The organism is Arthrobacter sp. UYEF21 (assembly GCF_040546085.1).
In the GTDB taxonomy this organism is placed as follows: domain Bacteria; phylum Actinomycetota; class Actinomycetes; order Actinomycetales; family Micrococcaceae; genus Arthrobacter.
This window is the reverse complement of record NZ_JBEPNF010000002.1, coordinates 1-14521: the sequence shown is the minus strand read 5'-3', so window position 1 is coordinate 14521 and position 14521 is coordinate 1. Positions and strand designations below refer to the sequence as shown.

The 14521-nt window shown below is 64.7% G+C and carries 14 protein-coding genes and 1 pseudogene; 11 read left to right on the top strand and 4 right to left on the bottom strand.

Annotated features, from left to right (window positions below):
- Window positions 1-35: 35 nt before the first annotated feature.
- The 7 genes from ABIB27_RS03275 (at window position 36) to ABIB27_RS03245 (ending at window position 7040) form a co-directional block, all read left to right on the top strand.
- Window positions 36-1013 (top strand): N-acetylglucosamine kinase, encoded by a 978-nt coding sequence (locus tag ABIB27_RS03275; RefSeq protein ID WP_502909103.1) that lies wholly within the window; start codon window positions 36-38, stop codon window positions 1011-1013.
- A 190-nt stretch (window positions 1014-1203) separates the two neighbouring features.
- On the top strand, window positions 1204-2304 hold the full coding sequence (locus tag ABIB27_RS03270; protein WP_354215385.1) for an ABC transporter ATP-binding protein: 1101 nt from the start codon (window positions 1204-1206) through the stop codon (window positions 2302-2304).
- Window positions 2304-3014 carry an ABC transporter permease gene (locus ABIB27_RS03265; RefSeq protein WP_354215384.1) on the top strand — a complete coding sequence of 237 codons (711 nt, stop codon included), beginning with the start codon at window positions 2304-2306 and terminating at the stop codon, window positions 3012-3014. The genes ABIB27_RS03270 and ABIB27_RS03265 overlap by 1 nt, the downstream gene beginning before the upstream one ends.
- A complete protein-coding gene (locus tag ABIB27_RS03260) occupies window positions 3011-3757 on the top strand; it encodes an ABC transporter permease (RefSeq protein ID WP_354215383.1) in 747 nt (248 codons plus the stop codon). Before ABIB27_RS03265 ends, ABIB27_RS03260 begins: the two co-directional genes overlap by 4 nt.
- Window positions 3754-4713, top strand: coding sequence for an ABC transporter substrate-binding protein (locus tag ABIB27_RS03255; protein WP_354215382.1), 960 nt, complete (start codon window positions 3754-3756; stop codon window positions 4711-4713). Before ABIB27_RS03260 ends, ABIB27_RS03255 begins: the two co-directional genes overlap by 4 nt.
- Before the next feature lie 201 nt (window positions 4714-4914).
- Entirely contained in the window at window positions 4915-6135 is a 1221-nt protein-coding gene (locus tag ABIB27_RS03250; protein ID WP_354215381.1) for a pyridoxal phosphate-dependent aminotransferase, read from the top strand.
- Window positions 6136-6185: 50 nt separating this feature from the next.
- Entirely contained in the window at window positions 6186-7040 is an 855-nt protein-coding gene (locus ABIB27_RS03245; RefSeq protein ID WP_354215380.1) for a PPK2 family polyphosphate kinase, read from the top strand.
- Between the two features lie 33 nt (window positions 7041-7073).
- On the opposite strand, the gene ABIB27_RS03240 is transcribed toward ABIB27_RS03245, so the two are convergent.
- A complete protein-coding gene (locus ABIB27_RS03240) occupies window positions 7074-7292 on the bottom strand; it encodes an exodeoxyribonuclease VII small subunit (protein ID WP_354215379.1) in 219 nt (72 codons plus the stop codon).
- Window positions 7285-8598: an exodeoxyribonuclease VII large subunit gene (gene xseA / locus ABIB27_RS03235; protein WP_354253501.1), complete on the bottom strand. Its 1314-nt coding sequence runs from the start codon at window positions 8596-8598 to the stop codon at window positions 7285-7287. The genes ABIB27_RS03240 and xseA overlap by 8 nt, the downstream gene beginning before the upstream one ends.
- 196 nt (window positions 8599-8794) lie before the next feature.
- Here xseA and ABIB27_RS03230 point away from each other — a divergent pair, with 196 nt between their 5' ends.
- Entirely contained in the window at window positions 8795-9646 is an 852-nt protein-coding gene (locus ABIB27_RS03230) for a hypothetical protein (RefSeq protein WP_354215377.1), read from the top strand.
- Between the two features lie 9 nt (window positions 9647-9655).
- Window positions 9656-10735 (top strand): 4-hydroxy-3-methylbut-2-enyl diphosphate reductase, encoded by a 1080-nt coding sequence (locus tag ABIB27_RS03225; RefSeq protein ID WP_354215376.1) that lies wholly within the window; start codon window positions 9656-9658, stop codon window positions 10733-10735.
- Window positions 10736-10809: 74 nt separating this feature from the next.
- Here the strand turns inward: ABIB27_RS03225 and ABIB27_RS03220 are convergent, their stop codons facing one another.
- Window positions 10810-12045, bottom strand: a complete 1236-nt coding sequence (locus ABIB27_RS03220; RefSeq protein WP_354215375.1) for a DNA recombination protein RmuC — start codon at window positions 12043-12045, stop codon at window positions 10810-10812.
- Window positions 12046-12185: 140 nt separating this feature from the next.
- Between ABIB27_RS03220 and ychF the strand changes: the two genes are divergently transcribed.
- Both ychF and ABIB27_RS03210 read left to right on the top strand, forming a co-directional pair.
- A complete protein-coding gene (gene ychF / locus ABIB27_RS03215) occupies window positions 12186-13271 on the top strand; it encodes a redox-regulated ATPase YchF (protein ID WP_354215374.1) in 1086 nt (361 codons plus the stop codon).
- 257 nt (window positions 13272-13528) lie between these two features.
- Entirely contained in the window at window positions 13529-14182 is a 654-nt protein-coding gene (locus tag ABIB27_RS03210; RefSeq protein WP_354253500.1) for an SDR family NAD(P)-dependent oxidoreductase, read from the top strand.
- A gap of 89 nt (window positions 14183-14271) precedes the next feature.
- Here ABIB27_RS03210 and ABIB27_RS03205 read toward each other — a convergent pair.
- Window positions 14272-14521 (bottom strand): annotated as a pseudogene (locus tag ABIB27_RS03205) (IS110 family transposase); the annotation flags it as partial.

Below are 14521 nucleotides of genomic sequence, written 5' to 3'. Positions count from 1 at the left end.
GAGACAGGACGGCGGCCGTTCAGTAGGCTGATGACGTGACTGATACCGAGCGTCCCCAGGCTGCATCTTCCGGAAACCGGGCCGAGACCGCAGGCGCGTCCGAAGCTGTCCCGCGCGCCTTGGCGGGCGTCATTATCGGACTGGATATCGGCGGCACCAAGACCCGCGGTGTCCGTTTCGAAGACGGTGTGGGAGTCGCTGACGAGTCGGCCGGGAGTGCCAACGTCCAGAACGTCAGCCCTGAACAGGCGGCGCTGAACCTCGCGGACCTGTTCGCCCGGATCGGTGCGGGCCCAGTGTCCCAGGTGTATGCCGGGGCGGGCGGCATTGATACCGACGACGACGCTGCCGCACTTGCTGCGCTCATTACACCTCATGTTCCGGGAGCGAAAGTCACGGTGGTCCACGATTCGAGGCTGCTGCTGGCCGCCGGCGGCGCCGGCACGGGTGTGGCCGTGATTGCCGGGACAGGCTCCGCGGCCTGGGGCAGGAATACAGCGGGGGAGGAGGCCCGGGCCGGCGGTTGGGGCTACCTGCTCGGTGATGAGGGCAGCGGCTACTGGCTGGGCCGTGAGGCCGTCCGGCACAGCCTGCGCCGGATGAACCAGGGGCTGCCGGCCGATCAGCTCACTACTGCCCTGCTTGCCGCCTGCGAAGCGGACCACCCCAACAGGCTGATTGCGCTCTTCCATTCCCCGGCGACCGGCCGCCGGTTCTGGGCCCAGCAGGCCCGCCTCGTTGTGGGCGCCGCTGCGTCAGGCCACGAAGCCAGCCAGGAACTGCTGGACCAGGCCGGCAAGGACCTGGCGGCGCTCGCCGTACAGGCACTCCGGAAACTGGGAATCGAAGGCCCGGTCATCCTGGGCAGCGGGCTGGGCATGAACGTGGTTCCGCTGCAGGAGGCCTTCCGGAAGCATCTGGCGGCCGCCGGCATCACCGACGTCCGGGTCCTGGACCAGGATCCTGTGTTCGGGGTCCTGCAGCTGGTGAAGGATCCCCCAGGAACCGTTTGACTTCGACGGCGGGCGAGCCGGGCCCCCGCCGCGCCGGGGCCCGCCAACGAATGAATGATTACAATAGGGATTCGCTTGCCCGAAATTGCCCGCGGATCTGGTTACGCTGGGAACTGATTGGGCTACGGTAATTATCAGTGAGCGCGTCTGCACCGTCCGATGCTGTCCCACAGAACAGGTATGACAGGGAATGGACCCAGCCATGATTGTGTTCCAGAGCGTCACCAAGCAGTATCAGCGCGGGCACCCGGCCGTGGACCAGCTCACCATGTCAATCGACCAGGGATCCATCACTGTTTTCGTCGGGCCGTCGGGCTGCGGCAAGACCACCTCGCTGCGGATGATCAACCGCATGGTTGAGCCGACGTCGGGCGTCATCACCGTGAACGGGCGTGACGTCACCACCGTTCCGGCCGCCGAACTGCGCAGGTCAATGGGCTACGTCATGCAGTCCTCCGGGCTCATGCCGCACCGATCCGTGCTGGATAACATCGCCACCGTGCCCCGGCTCAACGGTGTCTCCAAGACGGAGGCCCGCAAGCGCGCCACCGAACTGCTCGACGTCGTCGGGCTGACTTCATCACTGGGGAAGCGCTACCCGTCCCAGCTGTCCGGCGGCCAGCAGCAGCGCGTTGGCGTGGCCCGGGCGCTCGCAGCGGATCCACCGATCCTGCTGATGGATGAACCGTTCAGCGCCGTGGACCCGGTGGTGCGTGACGAACTGCAGCAGGAGCTCCTGAGGCTGCAGCAGGACCTCGCCAAGACCATCGTCTTCGTGACCCACGATATTGACGAGGCAACCATCCTGGGCGACAAGGTGGCGGTGTTCGCCGTCGGCGGCAAGCTGGCCCAGTACGCCACGCCGGAGGAAATCCTGCGGGCACCCGCCAATGACTTCGTGGCCTCCTTCGTGGGCCGGGACCGCGGCTTCCGCCACCTCGGGTTCACCACTTCCGACGCCGTGGCTATCCATCCGGTGCCCACGCTGGTGACACGCGCCGGGAAGTTCGACGGCGACCCCGCCGCGGTGACGGACTGGCAGCTTGTGGTGGATGGGGACATGCGGCCCCTGGGCTGGGCCCGGCCGGGAACGGACTCTGAGCTGATCCCGGGGGGTTCCCTGTTCCACCAGGGCGAATCCCTGCGGCGGGCACTTGACTCAGCGCTCTCGTCCCCTTCCGGCCAAGGCGTGGCAGTGGACGGCCGGGGACGTGTGCTGGGGGCCATCAGGGCACAGGAAGTCCTGGCTGTCATCGAGTCGGCCCGCCAGGTCAGGCAGGCTGCCCTCTGATGGACTGGTTCCTGGCAAACAGCGGCATGGTCCTGGAGCGGACCGGGCAGCATATTGTGCTGGCACTGGTCCCCATGGTCCTGGGGCTGGTGATTTCCATTCCCTTGGCGCAGGTGGCACGGATCCATACCGTGCTGCGGTCTGTTGTGGTGACGGCCAGCTCGTTGCTGTACACCATCCCGTCGCTGGCGCTGTTCATTATCCTGCCCTCCATCCTGGCAACGCGGATCCTGGATCCCGTCAACGTCGTTGTGGCGCTGACCATCTACGCCGTGGCGCTGCTGGTCCGCGCCGCCCTTGATGCCTTTGACTCGGTGGAAGAGGACCTCCGGCAGGCCGCCACCGCCATGGGATACAAACCCTGGCTCCGCTTCGTCCAGATCGACCTGCCGCTTTCCCTGCCGGTGATGTTTGCCGGGCTGCGGGTGGTCTCCGTGAGCAATATTTCCCTGGTGAGTGTCGCCGCGCTCCTGGGCGTGGGCAACCTCGGGATGCTGTTCACCGACGGACTGCAACGCTCGTTCGTGACCGAAGTGGTGGTGGGCATCCTCGCCATCCTGGTGCTCGCGCTCGTGATGGACGCCTTGCTGGTCCTCCTGGAGCGGCTGCTGACGCCGTGGACCCGCGCTGCCAAAGCTGCCGGTCCGTCAGGACCGGCCAGCGCACAGTACGTGGCCGACGCCAACGTCCATGCGGGGGCCGGCCCATGAGCAACATTTTCACCGACACCCTGGCCTGGATCGCGGCCCCCGCCCACTGGTCCGGCAGCTCCGGCATCCCGGCCCGCTTGGTGGAGCACCTCCAGTACAGCGGGCTGGTCCTGGTGATTGCCGCCGCCATCGCGGTTCCCGCGGGTCTGTACATTGGGCACACCGGCCGCGGCCGCGTGGTGGCTGTTGCCGTGGCGGGCGCGCTTCGTGCCCTGCCGACGCTGGGCCTGCTGGTCCTGTTCGCGCTGCTTGCCGGCAGCAGCCTGATGCCGCCGGTCTGGGCCCTGGTGATCCTCACGGTGCCGCCCCTCCTGGCCGGAACCTACGCGGGAATCGCCAGCGTGGACAGGGCCGTGGTTGATGCGGCGCGGGCCATGGGGATGACCGAGCTGCAGATCCTGTTCCGGGTTGAGCTGCCCAACGGCCTGCGGGTGATGTTCGGCGGCATCCGTACCGCTGTCCTGCAGGTCATCGCCACCGTATCGGTAGTGGCCTACCTGCCGCTGGGCGGGCTGGGCCGCTACCTCTTTGACGGGCTGGTCCTGCAGGACTTCCCGCGGATGCTGGCCGGGTCGCTGCTCATCGCAGGGCTTGCCATCGTGTTTGACCTCATCCTGGCCATGGTGCAAAGAACCCTTCTTTCGCCGGGCCTCAAGACCGATCCCAGCGGTGGCCGGACGGCCACCGCTGATCTCTCAGTTGCCGCGCCCGCGCCAGCTGCTGTTCAAGGAGGCACCGCATGAAAGACAACATCCGGACAACCGTCACCCGCCGGGGACTGGCCGGCCTGGCCGCCGGCGTCGGCCTCGCCGTGGCGCTGACTGCCTGCGGCGGCAGCGACCCCCTGGCCACGCCCAGCACCAGCGCCACCACCGGAGGCAGCGGGGGCGGCTCGCTGATTGTCGGCTCGGCCGACTTCCCGGAGAGCCAGATCGTGGCCGAGATCTACGCCGGCGCCCTGAGCGCCGCGGGCATCACGGCAACCACCAAGCCAAACATCGGCGCCCGCGAAATCTACTTCAAAGCTGTCCAGGACGGATCAATTGACCTGGTCCCGGACTACTCCGGCAACCTGCTCTCGCACGTGGATCCTAAGGCCGCCGAAGTCTCGGCCGAGGACATTTACAAGGCGCTGCCCGGGAAACTGCCCCAAGGCTTGGCGGTCCTCGAAGCATCCAAGGCAGAGTCCAAGGACGCCATGGTGGTTACCAAAGCCACCACCGAAAAGTACCAGCTGAAGTCCATCGAGGACCTCGCCAAAGTCTGCAAGGACCTGACCATGGCGGCACCGGCAACGTTCGAAACCCGGGCCTATGGCTTCCCGGGCCTCAAAGCGAACTACGGCTGTGAACTGAAGGCGCTGAAGCCCTTCAGCGACGGCGGCGGCAACCTGACCCTGCAGGCCCTGCTGACCAATGACGTCCAGGTAGCTGACATTTACACCACCACGCCGGCCATCGCGGACAACGACCTGGTGGTGCTGGAAGATCCCAAGAACAACTTCAAGGCCCAGCAGGTGCTGCCCCTGTACAACACGGCAAAAATGACGGACAAGGCCAAGGAAGCGCTCAACGGCGTCTCCAAGATCCTGACCACGGATGACCTGGTTAACCTCAACCGCGCCGTCAGTGGAAGCCAGAAGCAGAACCCCAAGGACGCAGCTGCCAGTTGGCTAAAGGACAAGGGCATCGTTAAGTAGCACTCGGCGTCTTGCGGTAAACCACGACGGCGGCTGCCGGACCCACACGGGACGGCGGCCGCCGTCGTACCCCCGTTGAGTTTTTGTCCAGATAATCCCCGGAAACCTGTCTAATATCGCCGATAAGTGGACAAAAACTCGGGGGACGATGGTGAGTGAGGTCTCAACGGAAGTACATCCGTCCTGTGGCATATTTGATGAATGGCAGAATTCAAGCAGTCCACCAAGCTTCACAACGTCCTTTACGACATCCGTGGACCGATTCTTCAGGCCGCCCAGCAGATGGAGGCGGAGGGTCACCGGATCCTCAAACTGAACATCGGAAACCCGGCACCGTTTGGATTTGAAGCGCCGGACGCCATCCTGGTGGACATGATCCGCCACTTGCCGCATGCCCAGGGCTACAGCGATTCCCGCGGCATCTTCTCTGCCCGCACCGCCGTCTCGCAGTACTACCAGACCCGCGGCATCCAGAACATCCACGTGGACGACATCTACCTGGGCAACGGCGTCAGTGAACTCATCACCATGTCCCTGATGGCGCTGCTCAACGACGGCGACGAAGTCCTCATCCCGACGCCCGACTACCCGCTGTGGACCGCCTCCGTTGCCCTCGCCAGCGGCAAGCCCGTGCACTACCTCTGCGATGAGGACTCAGGGTGGCAGCCGGATCTCGATGACATGGAAGCCAAGATCACGCCCCGTACCAAGGGCATCGTGGTGATCAACCCCAACAACCCCACCGGCGCCGTCTACCCGGCGGAGACGCTGAAGAAGATCGTGGCACTGGCCGAGAAGCACGGTCTCATCATCTTTTCCGACGAGATCTACGAAAAGATCCTGTACGAAGATGCCGTGCACACCAACCTGGCCGCGCTGACGGGCGACGACGTGCTGTGCCTGACCTTCAGCGGGCTGTCCAAGGCCTACCGCGTCTGCGGCTACCGGGCAGGGTGGATGGCCATTTCCGGGCCTAAAAAGGACGCAGCGGACTATCTGGAGGGCATCAGCCTGCTCGCCAACATGCGCCTATGCGCCAATGTCCCGGCCCAGCACGCCATCCAGACGGCGCTTGGCGGCTACCAGAGCATCAACGACCTGATCCTACCTGGCGGCCGCCTGCTGGAGCAGCGGAACAAGGCCTATGACATGCTCAACGCCATTCCCGGGGTCAGCACGCAGCAGGCCCGGGGCGCCATGTACCTCTTCCCGAAGCTCGATCCCGAGGTATTCCACATCCGTGACGACGAGAAGTTCGTCCTGGACCTGCTGCGTGAGCAGAAGATCCTGGTTTCTCACGGCCGGGCCTTCAACTGGGTCCGCCCGGACCACTTCCGGATGGTCACCCTGCCGCTGGTGAAGGACCTGGAGGAGGCCATCAACCGCATGGGGGACTTCCTGAGCCGGTACAAAGGGAACTAGCCTGTGGTGACGTGCACGCTTGGCACGTTGAACCTTGGAAAGGACCGTCCGTGGCCCGTGTTGTTGAGTTTGAGAAGCATCCTTCCGAGACACTGAGGGTGGGGAAGGGTTTTTCGCTTGCCGATGCTGATCCTGAGGCGACGCCCGGCTTCAAGGGCAATAAGGCCAATGGCGAAGCACTTTTGGCTGACCTGGACGGAAAGCTCTCCACCCTCCAGGAAATGCTCTTCGCGGAATCCCGGTTCGGCGGGCGGAATCGGATCCTCCTGGTGCTGCAGGCCATGGACACCGCAGGCAAAGGCGGGATTGTCAATCACGTGATGGCCACCATGAACCCGCAGGGTGTCCAGTTCAAAGCATTCAAAGCGCCCACGGAGGAGGAAAAGTCCTACGACTTCCTCTGGCGCATCGAGAAAGCTGTTCCCGCCGCGGGCATGGTGGGCATCTTCGACCGCTCCCACTACGAGGACGTCCTGATCCACAGGGTCCACAACTGGGCGACTCCCGATGAAATCAAGCGCCGCTACCGGGCCATCAACGAGTTCGAGCGGCGGCAGAGTGACGCGGGCACCAAGATCATCAAAGTGATGCTTAACATCAGCAGGGACCAGCAAAAGGCCCGGCTCCTGGCCAGACTGGAGGATCCCGCCAAGCACTGGAAGTACAGCAGCGGTGACCTGCAGGAGAGGGCCTTCTGGCAGGACTACGTCGACGCCTACCAGGCCGTATTTGATGAGACCAACAAGGACTACGCTCCATGGCATGTGATTCCGGCGAACAAGAAATGGTACGCCAGGATCGCCGTGCAGCAACTGGTGTTGGGCGCGCTGTCCGAGATGAAGCTTGAATGGCCCAAGGCCGAGTTCGACGTTCCGGTGGAACGCGAGTTGGTGGAGCGGTCCTGAACCCGTGAGCTGAGCCCGGTTTGCCGGTCAGGGTCAGAGCGGCTGGTCGCGGGCTGCGGCGAGGCGCTTGCGGGCACCCTCCAACCATTCCTCGCACCGCTTGGCCAAGGCTTCCCCGCGTTCCCAGAGCGCCAGCGACTCTTCCAGGCTGGCGCCGCCGGCCTCCAGTTTGCTGACCACCTGGACCAGCTGCTCCCGGGCTTCCTCATAGCTCAGGGCATCGATTTCGGGATGAGTTTTAGTCTCAGGCATCTGCTTCTCCTTGTTGAAGTTCCCCGGTGGATGTGGCGCCAAACTGGCCTTGGGCGACCCGAACCGAGAGTGCGGCACCAGCCGGTGCCTCTGACGGGTTGCGAACCACGGCGTGGCCGGCGGCTTCCGTGGCCCGGGCGGGCCGGCCATTGGCGAGCTCCACTACGGCGTAGCCGCGGTCCAGGGTTTTTTGTGGTGACAGGGAGCGCACCTGGGCCTGCAGGTGCACCAGTTGGTCAGCGGCCCGCACCACCGTGGTGCTGACGGCCGCCGATGATCGACTGAGGAGCCGTTCAATTTCCTCCGAGCGCACAGTGACCATTCCCTCGGGGCTGGCCAGCACGGGCCGGGAATGGAGTGAGGCGAGCCTGTCCGTCTCCCGTTCCACCAGCCTGCCGATGCACCGGCGCAGGTATTCCCGCGCCTGGCGCACACTGGCCAGTTCCTCGGTGACGTCAGGCACAATCCGCTTGGCAGCATCAGTGGGCGTGGACGCTCGGAGATCGGCAACGTCGTCGAGCAGCGGCCGGTCAGCTTCGTGCCCGATGGCGCTGACCACCGGGGTGGCCGCAGCCGCCACGGCACGGATCAGCTCCTCGCTGTTGAAGGGCAGCAGGTCCTCCAGAGCTCCGCCGCCCCGGGCAATGACGATGACGTCCACGTCGGGGCGGGCGTCCAGCTCCCGAAGGGCACGGACGATCTGCGACACCGCGGTGTTGCCTTGGACGGCAACCTCACGGATCTCGAATTCCACGGCGGGCCAGCGCAGCGCGGCATTTTGGAGAACGTCTTTTTTGGCGTCCGAGTCCCGCCCGGTGATCAGTCCAATCCGGTGGGGGAGCAGCGGGAGCGGCTTTTTGCGGGACTCGGCAAAAAGCCCTTCGGCGGCGAGGGCCTGGCGCAGCCGTTCGATCCGGGCCAGGAGATCACCGAGGCCAACAGGCCGGATATCCCTGACTTGCATGTTGAGGCGGCCGGTCTTCAGCCAGAACTCCGGCTTGAGCAGGGCCACCACGCGGGAGCCGCGTTCCAGCGGCATGTTCTGGCGGTCAAGGACTTTCGTCCAGACGGAGGCGGGCAGGGAAACTTCCGCGTCCACGTCCCGCAGGGTGAGGTAGGCGTTGCCGCCGCGGCGGTTCATTTCGATGACCTGGCCCTCGACCCAGGCCGCAGGCGCGCGGTCGATGTGGAACTTGAGTTTCTGGGACAGCAGCTGCAACGGCCAGGGATTGTCCGGGGTGGTCTCGGCGGCGGTGGCCGGCAGCGTTGTGGCAGCAGCGCCTTGTAGGGCAGCCTGTTCAGACATGCGCGCTGCCCGGGGAAGCTGTGGCTTGCGGCATGGCAGTCCTTTGTTCGGCAAGTGCAGGTACGGCTTATGGATAAGGTTGAATGGCGGCCGTCATTCAACCTTATCCATAAGCTGTACCACCCGGGACTGACATCCACTGTCCAGGAACCGGTCCTATGATGGCTGTGCCGCCGCCAACCTGTGAGGAGCTGTTTTGCGCACCTTTGTCTCAGCCGTAGCCGCCGTTCTGGGCCTCCTGCTCTCAGCCGCGGCAATTCCGGCGATCTGGGCTGACCGAAACATCGTGCAGGAGGACGGCTTTGTGGCGCTGGCAGCACCGCTCGGGCAGGACGCCGGGTTCCAGCAGCGGCTTGCGGCGGCCACGGTAGGCACCATCGATACCGGCGCCATCCCCGATGCCCTGGCTGGCCTTGTGAGGCCCGTGCTGGAAGCGGCAGTCGGAAAGCTGACAGGCCTGCCCGGTTACCCGGCGGCGTGGGAAGAGACACTCCGCAAGAGCCACCGGCTCAGTTTTACCGATCCCGCGTCGCTGCCTCCCGAAGCGGACACGTCCTCGTCCCTCACCCTGGACATAGCACCCCTGGTGGCGCTGGCGACGGACGAACTCTCGCGCGCAACCGGACTGCCGCTTGACGCGCCGGAACAGACCCTAATCAGCGTCGGACAGTCGGACCAGCGCCAACTGGTCGAGCGGGTGTCCGCCTACGCTCCGCTGGGTTACCCGGTGGCCATCGGGGCTGGAATCGCCTTTGCGCTGGCGCTGGTTGCTGCCCGCCGGCGGTGGTCAGTACTGGCCAGCATGGGCTTCGGAGCCTTGGTGCTGGCAGGCCTGTGGACCTTGGCCTCCCAAGCGGCGCGCAAGGCCGTGCTGGGCACAGCGAGCGGAAACGACGTTGCGGACATGTTCAAAGACGCGTTTGTGGCGGCTGCTTCAGCCAGCTTCGAATCCTGGGTCACGGGCACAATCGTTGCCGGCGGTGCGCTTCTCGCGGCGGCCCTTGCGACCAGGGTCGCTTCACCGGGGCAGCGGCGCCCCAGCCGGTAGCATGGAGGCATGACTCCCTCCGCAGTTTCCCTCTCGATGCCAACTGTCCCGCGAAGGCGGCGCTCGCCTGAGGAAGTATCCGCCGCGGCGCCGGTGTCCGGCCCCAAGAAGGTCCTCCTCGCCGCTCCCCGGGGTTATTGCGCCGGCGTGGACCGGGCTGTCATTGCCGTGGAAAAGGCCTTGGAACACTATGGCCCGCCCGTATACGTCCGCAAGCAGATTGTGCATAACGTCCACGTGGTGAGCTCGCTCGAGGAGCAGGGTGCCATCTTTGTGGACGAAACCGACGAAGTGCCCGAAGGCGCCCTCGTCATCTTCTCGGCCCACGGTGTCTCACCCGCCGTCGTCCAGTCCGCCGAGGATCGTGGACTGCGCACCATCGACGCCACCTGCCCCCTGGTGACCAAGGTCCATAAGGAAGCCGTCAGGTTCGCCAAGGACGACTTCGATATCCTGCTGATCGGCCACGACGGCCATGAGGAAGTTGAAGGAACCGCGGGCGAAGCCCCGGAACACATCCAGATCATCAACGGCCCACACGAAGTGGACAAGGTGACCGTCAGGGATCCGGAAAAGGTCATCTGGCTTTCCCAGACCACTCTGAGCGTGGACGAGACGATGGAAACCGTCCGGCTGCTGAAGGAGCGGTTCCCCACACTTCAGGATCCGCCCAGCGACGACATCTGCTACGCCACCACAAACCGCCAGGTGGCCATCAAGAAGATCTCGCCCCACGCGGACCTGGTCATTGTGGTTGGGTCAGCCAATTCTTCGAACTCGGTCCGGCTGGTTGAGGTTGCCCTCGAATATGGCGCCAAGGCCTCATACCGGGTGGACTTTGCCAACGAAGTGGACGAGGCCTGGTTTGAGGGCGTCGCCACTGTGGGCGTTACCTCCGGAGCTTCCGTTCCTGAGGTCCTGGTCACGGACGTCCTGCGTCTGCTGGCCGACTACGGGTACGGCTCCGTGCAAGAAGTTGTCACTGCCGAGGAAGATCTCCTGTTCTCGTTGCCCAAGGAACTCCGCGCAACCCTGAAGGAAGCCGGCGACGTCAGCCGCGCCCTCGGCGGACGCCGGTCCCGCGACTGACGCGCCCAACCCCTCCCGGCGGCGGGCTGCGCCCCTCCACCCGGGGGCGGTCTGCCGGCCTCAGGATGTTGGCGTCAGGCTGCAGCCTCGTCCTGCTGAAGCTCGGGCGCGGCCAGCGAACGCGGGGTCACCTCGAGCGCGGCAGGGGTTGTCAGCAGACCGGATTCGTCCATGGCATTGAGCTTCCGGGCAGTGGGCAGAATCCGCGCCTCAAGGGTGCCGACCATCGAGTTGTAGCGGTCCACCGACGACTTCAGGGACGAACCCAGCTTCCCCACGTTCTCGCCCAGGGTTCCCATGCGTTCGTACAGCTGGCGGGCGAGGTCGAACAGTTCGCGTGCACTGTCAGTCAGCACGTCCTGGCGCCATGTGAAGGCCACCGATTTCAGCACGGCCAAAAGTGTGCCCGGCGAGGCCAGGACTACATTCCTGGACAAGGCATGGTCCAGGAGCGTCGCATCCGCCGTAAGTGCTGCTGCGAGGATCGATTCCGCCGGCAGGAAGCAGATCACCAGCTCCGGGGAGTTGCCGGGAATGTCCCAGTATTTCTTGTTGCTGAGCGCATCCACGTGGGCGCGCAACGCCTTTGCGTGGGCAGCGAGCAGCGCCTGCTGGGACGCGTTGCTCCGGGCGGTTCCGGGACCGTTGAGTGTAGAGTGCTCCGGACCTGTGCCCGAGCCCAGTTCCTGTGCTTCGAGATACGAGGACAGTGGCACCTTGGCGTCCACCACCAGCTGCTTCTGGCCCGGAAGCTGGACCACCAGGTCGGGTCGGATAGTGGACTCGCCGCCCGCGCTGTGGACCTGTTCGAGGAAATCGACGTGCTTCAGCATCCCCGAGGCTTCCACGACGCGGCGCAGCTGCACCTCACCCCACTGCCCGCGGGCGCTGTTGGAGCGGAGGGCTGATTCGAGGGCATGGGTGGATCGGATCAGCTGCGCATCGGACAGCCGGGCCTCCTGCAGCTGCTGCGCCAGCTGGCCATACTGCTCCAAGCGGTCCCGCTCCAGCAGCGCCACCTGCTGCTGCACTGCAGTCAGTTTCTCCGCCACGGGGGCGAGGGCGCGAAGCACGTTTCCGTCCTGGCTGCGGGCCTCCCCAAGTTCCCGGTTCTGCATGTTGAGGAGCCGGCGTTCGGCGTCGGCCGCCGCGAACTGGACGTTGACTTCGGAGAGGCGAGCCGAGACGGCATCGAAATCCTCTTCGAGTGCGCCGGTGCGCCGGCGGAAGAACAGGTAGGTGGCTGTCGCGCCGGCGAGGGCACCGAGCAGCAGCATCAACAGGGCAAGAATCAGGGCGAGAGCATCCATAGCCTCACTGTGGCACGGCCCTCTGACAATTTACGGAAGCGACATATTCCAGTGGGTGTTCCACGGGCTCCGGACCACCCGGGCACCGCCGTCGGACCCGCTGGGGCCCTCGCGCCCCGCAACCGGTAGAATCAATGATCGTGGCTCTTACTATTGGCATCGTCGGACTGCCCAACGTCGGCAAATCAACTCTCTTCAACGCACTGACCCGCAACCAGGTCCTGGCAGCGAACTATCCGTTCGCCACCATCGAACCCAATGTGGGAGTAGTTAACCTGCCGGATCCCCGGCTCCAGCAGCTTGCGGAGATCTTCGGCTCCCAGCGCCTGCTGCCCGCCCCGGTGTCTTTCGTCGATATCGCCGGCATCGTGAAGGGTGCGTCCGAGGGCGAAGGCCTGGGCAACAAATTCCTGGCCAACATCCGCGAGGCCGAGGCCATTGCCCAGGTAGTGCGCGTGTTTGATGACCCCGATGTCATCCACGTGGACGGCAAGGTGGATCCACGCTCGGACATGGAGACCATCAACACCGAGCTGATCCTGGCTGACCTTCAGACCATCGAAAACGCTATTCCGCGGATCGAAAAAGAAGTCAAGATCAAGAAGCGGGAAGCCGTCGAACTTGCAGCCATCAAGGCGGCCCAGGCGGTCCTGGAACGCGGCGACACAGTCTTTTCCTCTATTAAGAGCGACAAGCTGGAGATGGAGCACCTCAAGGAGCTCAGTCTCCTCACCGCCAAGCCTTTCATCTACGTCTTTAACGCAGACGAAGGCATCCTCGGCAGCCCCGAAAAGCAGGAAGAGCTGCGCGCACTGGTTGCGCCGGCAGACGCCATCTTCCTCGACGCGAAGCTCGAGTCCGACCTCGTGGAGCTGGACGAGGAAGAGGCCCGCGAGATGCTTGAAATGAATGGCCAGGATGAGTCCGGGTTGGACCAGTTGGCGCGCGTGGGATTCCACACCCTTGGCCTCCAGACCTACCTCACGGCCGGTCCCAAGGAAACGCGAGCCTGGACCATCCACCGGGGCGACACCGCCCCGCAGGCAGCCGGCGTTATCCACTCCGATTTCCAGCGCGGTTTCATCAAAGCCGAAGTGGTTTCCTTCGACGACCTCATCGAGGCCGGCTCCATGGCGGTAGCCAAGTCCCGCGGCAAGGTCCGCATCGAAGGCAAAGAATACGTGATGGCCGACGGCGACGTGGTGGAGTTTAGGTTTAACGTATAGTTAACTGAGTTCACGAAACGGCCCCATCTGCTTCGGCATACGGGGCCGTTTCTGTTTGTGCGATTTAAGTTCCCGCGGATTCTGGGTGTCAGTTGCGCAATCGGTGTGTGTTCATCCGTGCGGCATGAAACCTGGGCGCTTCACCCCGGGGGTGCGCGTGAAGACTGCCTCGCTGCATGGGGGAATACCGCAGCCGTCCAACGTCAGCCAACCGACTCGCGCTGGGCTGCCTGCCGCACGTGATTTAGGATCTACCCATGACGAATCTTCAGGGGGTGGTTGTTCTGGTAGTCGGCGCGACCGGAGGGCTCGGCTCGCGGATCGCCGCTCAGCTGGAGAGTAACGGCGCCATCGTCGCCCGGTCGTCAAAGTCTGCGGGGCACGATCTACGCGAACCCTCTGTGATTCGGGAGGTGCTTGATGCCACGAATGCGCAGCACGGACGTCTCGACGGGCTAGTGGTTGCGTCGGGGGTCGTCGCCTTCGGCGCCGCATCAGACCTTGCCCCTGCGACGGTGGACGAACTATTCGCGGTGAACACGACCAGTGCGATCCAGCTCATTACCCAGAGCCAGCCCTACCTCGCGGCCTCGGCACGTGACGGCCGAGAGCCCTTTGTGGTAACTCTGAGCGGCGTTGTCGCTGAGACTCCCGTCGCCGGTCTGGCAGCGTACTCGGCGTCGAAATCGGCGCTCGCCGCCTTCGTTGTCGCAGCGGCGCGCGAGTATCGTCGCGCGGGCATCCGCATCGTGGATGCTCGCCCAGGCCACACTGGCACCGCGCTGTCCGAGCACCCGATCGCCGGGTCAGCGCCGCGGTTCGGAGCGGCGCTGGATCCAGACCTCGTGGCAGCGCGGATCATCACCGCAATCGTCGATGGCGAGATGGATCTGCCCAGCACCGCCTTCTGATCGGAAAATGAGGTGACCTGCCTGCGGTCTGTGCAGGGGTGGTCTCCGGCGGGGTGGTGGCGCTGAAGCGGGTGGTGTGGGTTTGTGGGTCAGGCTGCGGGTGCGAGGGTGACGGTGTAGCCGAGGGCTTCGAGCTGGCGGATGTGGTTGCGTTTGCTGCGTTCGGCGTTGATGTGGTTGTCGTGGAAGTCGGGGCCGAGGTCGGCGTAGCGGGCTGCGGGGTCGGCCAGTAGGTGCCAGATGATGATCAGGATGGATCGGGCGACGGCGACCAGGGCCTTGAGCTTGCCGGGGCGTTTGATCAGTCGGCGGTAGCGGTGTCCGAGGAAGGTGTTTGTC

Bases quoted from the DNA above. Each gene is read 5' to 3' on its own strand.
- ABIB27_RS03270 (WP_354215385.1), top strand. From the start codon at position 1,204: ATGGACCCAGCCATGATTGTGTTCCAGAGCGTCACCAAGCAGTATCAG.
- ABIB27_RS03265 (WP_354215384.1), top strand. From the start codon at position 2,304: ATGGACTGGTTCCTGGCAAACAGCGGCATGGTCCTGGAGCGGACCGGG.
- ABIB27_RS03260 (WP_354215383.1), top strand. From the start codon at position 3,011: ATGAGCAACATTTTCACCGACACCCTGGCCTGGATCGCGGCCCCCGCC.
- ABIB27_RS03255 (WP_354215382.1), top strand. From the start codon at position 3,754: ATGAAAGACAACATCCGGACAACCGTCACCCGCCGGGGACTGGCCGGC.
- ABIB27_RS03250 (WP_354215381.1), top strand. From the start codon at position 4,915: ATGGCAGAATTCAAGCAGTCCACCAAGCTTCACAACGTCCTTTACGAC.
- ABIB27_RS03240 (WP_354215379.1), bottom strand. From the start codon at position 7,292: ATGCCTGAGACTAAAACTCATCCCGAAATCGATGCCCTGAGCTATGAG.
- xseA (WP_354253501.1), bottom strand. From the start codon at position 8,598: ATGTCTGAACAGGCTGCCCTACAAGGCGCTGCTGCCACAACGCTGCCG.
- ABIB27_RS03225 (WP_354215376.1), top strand. From the start codon at position 9,656: ATGACTCCCTCCGCAGTTTCCCTCTCGATGCCAACTGTCCCGCGAAGG.
- ABIB27_RS03220 (WP_354215375.1), bottom strand. From the start codon at position 12,045: ATGGATGCTCTCGCCCTGATTCTTGCCCTGTTGATGCTGCTGCTCGGT.
- ABIB27_RS03210 (WP_354253500.1), top strand. From the start codon at position 13,529: ATGACGAATCTTCAGGGGGTGGTTGTTCTGGTAGTCGGCGCGACCGGA.